The sequence below is a fragment of the Methylophaga sp. UBA2689 genome (assembly GCA_002354555.1).
In the GTDB taxonomy this organism is placed as follows: Bacteria; Pseudomonadota; Gammaproteobacteria; order Nitrosococcales; family Methylophagaceae; genus Methylophaga.
Window position 1 is genome coordinate 2,266 of sequence record DELT01000042.1, and the last position, 2,781, is coordinate 5,046.

General features: G+C 44.9%; 4 protein-coding genes. 3 read left to right on the forward strand and 1 reads right to left on the reverse strand.

Translation table 11 applies throughout. The annotated features are described in order from the left end of the window. The 3 genes from B3M51_RS04525 to B3M51_RS04535 form a co-directional block, all read left to right on the forward strand. Positions 1–531, forward strand: a 531-nt coding sequence (locus tag B3M51_RS04525) for a rhodanese-like domain-containing protein (protein ID WP_292757122.1), incomplete at its 5' end; no start/stop codon positions are given. Between the two features lie 5 nt (positions 532–536). Beyond that, a complete protein-coding gene (locus tag B3M51_RS04530; protein ID WP_292757124.1) occupies positions 537–1,361 on the forward strand; it encodes a sulfite exporter TauE/SafE family protein in 825 nt (274 codons plus the stop codon). A gap of 14 nt (positions 1,362–1,375) precedes the next feature. After that, positions 1,376–2,074, forward strand: coding sequence for an MBL fold metallo-hydrolase (locus B3M51_RS04535; RefSeq protein ID WP_292757126.1), 699 nt, complete (start codon positions 1,376–1,378; stop codon positions 2,072–2,074). On the opposite strand, the gene B3M51_RS04540 is transcribed toward B3M51_RS04535, so the two are convergent. Beyond that, a partial coding sequence (locus tag B3M51_RS04540) for a GGDEF domain-containing protein (RefSeq protein ID WP_292757128.1) occupies positions 2,071–2,781 on the reverse strand: 711 nt, incomplete at its 5' end. The genes B3M51_RS04535 and B3M51_RS04540 overlap by 4 nt on opposite strands.

A 2,781-nucleotide genomic window follows, 5' to 3' on the forward strand; every position in this document is an offset into this window, starting at 1 on the left:
AGTTATTCCATCGAAAAACCAGCAAATGTATTTACCAAAAATACACCCGCCGATTTGTTTATTGTTGATGTCAGAACAGCTGCCGAGGTGAAAGCGAAATCCTTACCGAGTGCCATTCATTTACCATTACAGAACCTCACAGTAGAAGCATTGCAACAGGCAATTAATCAACAAACAGTAACACCGGACAAGATTTTCCTGTTATGTCACTCAGGACGACGCGCCGAAACGGCCGCCAAACAATTAGATGGACAGGTTTCCCAATCACTTATGGTGATTGAGGGCGGCATCCAGGCGGTTGAAAAGCTCAATGCTGACTGGGTGGTCACGCAAGGTAGCGCAGTATCGATAGAACGTCAGGTACGTATTGCTGCGGGTGGTTTGGTGTTAGCCGGGGTAATTCTTGGATTTGCTCTGCATTCAGCCTGGTTTGCCTTATCAGGATTTGTCGGCGCAGGGCTGATGTTTTCCGGCATCACCGATAGCTGTGCAATGGGCCTGATCCTCGCAAAAATGCCATGGAATAAATAATCTAGATGTTGCTGTTAATTGGCATTGTAATTGGCCTGCTGCTTGGCCTTACTGGAGCCGGTGGCTCGGTGTTTGCTGTGCCCTTATTGATATTGCTGGGTGACGTTTCAATTCATCAAGCTGTGACATTATCATTAGCCGCCGTCGCTACGATTACCTTGTATGGCAGTGTCCGAAATTTCGGCAATCAAACCATTTTATGGAAACCTGCAGCTTTATTGGCCGGAAGCGGAATGCTGGGTGCGCCGTTAGGTCAGCTATTCGCCTCAATATTAAGTGAGGTGCTGCTGGTGGCAGGATTTAGCTTACTGGCCGTCATCATCGCTATTCGTATGTGGTTAACGGCCACAACGATGCCGGAAGCCAGCAAAGTGGTGCGAAGCAGTCATTTATCACTGGATAATGCAAAGGGTGTTCTGTGTAAATTCAGTCCCAACGGTGAATTTCAGCTGCGTCCAAGATGCATGGGTGGTTTATTGCTGGGTGGATTTTTGGTCGGCATATTATCCGGCTTATTCGGCGTGGGCGGCGGTTTTTTAATCATTCCCCTACTGCTGTTACTGAGTCAGGTCAGTATGGTACAGGCTGTCAGTACGTCTTTAGTGGTTATCACGCTGATTAGCAGTATCGGCTTTATTTCACATCTCGCATTCGGTGAAGTCAATTATTTACCTTTTACGTCACTGGCCTGGCTCATTGCTGGAGGGTTGACAGGTATGTATGTAGGACAACTGATCAGTCACAGAATTGCGAATGCTAATCTGCAGAAAATCTTTTCTATTGGTCTTTTACTGGTGGCAGTAACACTGTTTTATCTGCAAACAACATAGGAGCATTCATCAACATGTTATTCAGACAACTTTTTGAAAAAAACTCATCTACCTACACTTATTTGATTGCAGATAAACTTTCCAAACAAGCGGTATTAATTGATCCGGTGATTGATGAAACAGATGGTTATATTCGTTTATTAAATGAACTTGGTTTAACACTGAAAGTGGCAATGGACACCCATACCCATGCTGATCACATTACGGCACTTGGTAAACTGCGGGAACTCACAGGTTGTGAAACCTATATGGGACAACAGGCAAACTCTTCCTGTGCCAATGACAGCTTTCATGATGGCAGTAAAATTAAGGTGGGCAATATCGAACTCACCGCCTTACACACTCCGGGGCATACCGATGATTCCTATTGCTTTCACTTAGAACATAAAGGGCAACAATACCTTTTTACCGGCGATACGCTATTGATTCGCGGTACAGGTCGTACTGATTTTCAAAATGGCAGTGCCACCGACCAATACAGCAGCCTGTTCGACAAGTTATTAAAATTGCCTGAAGACACCTGGATTTATCCAGCACATGATTATAAAGGCTGGATGGTCAGTACGATAGGTGAAGAACGCGAGCATAATCCTCGCTTGCAAGTGAAGGATGTTGTTGAATATAAAAACATTATGGACAACCTGAACTTGCCCAATCCTAAAATGATGGATGTAGCCGTACCGGCTAATCGCGCCTGCGGTAATCTAGTTTAAGCCGATTGAATGCAGTTACGCCCTTTCTGCTTGGCCTGATAAAGCTGTTTATCTGCCCTGCTGATTAATTCATTATGCTCATCATCTTGCGATGGAATCATCGTACTGACTCCCAGGCTGATAGTGAGTAATTGACTCACTTTCGACTGTTCATGCGGTATTTGTTTTTTAAATAAAGCCTGACGACAACGCTCTGCTATCGACCACGCGGCATTTTCATCTGCTTCTGGTAGTAGCATGATAAATTCTTCACCGCCAAATCGCCCGAAGAAGTCACGCGAGCGTGCTTTAACGTTATTCAGGGTTTCAGCCACCTGTTTTAAACAGTCATCGCCCTGTAAATGCCCGTAAAAATCGTTATATTCCTTGAAAAAATCGATATCAATAATAATCAACGACAATGGCTGTTTATTTTGCCGGGCTTTAAGCCATTCCGTTTCGATAACAGAATCAAACATCCGGCGGTTAGCCACGCCGGTCAGGCCATCTTTGAAGGAAAGCTCTTCCAGTTCCTTTTGCAGCTTTATCAGTTCCTGCTCGGTCTTTTTGCGCTCACTGATATCAAACATAAAACCGATTAATGAGTCGACCTCACCATTTTCCTTGCGCACCACATGCACCACATCGCGGATCCAGACATAGTTACCATCTTTTGTCAGTGCGCGATAATCCGCTTCATGATCGATTCCTGACTTGGATTGGGAAAC

Coding starts and splice junctions, on each gene's coding strand:
- B3M51_RS04530 (WP_292757124.1), top strand. CDS start 537: ATGTTGCTGTTAATTGGCATTGTAATTGGCCTGCTGCTTGGCCTTACT.
- B3M51_RS04535 (WP_292757126.1), top strand. CDS start 1,376: ATGTTATTCAGACAACTTTTTGAAAAAAACTCATCTACCTACACTTAT.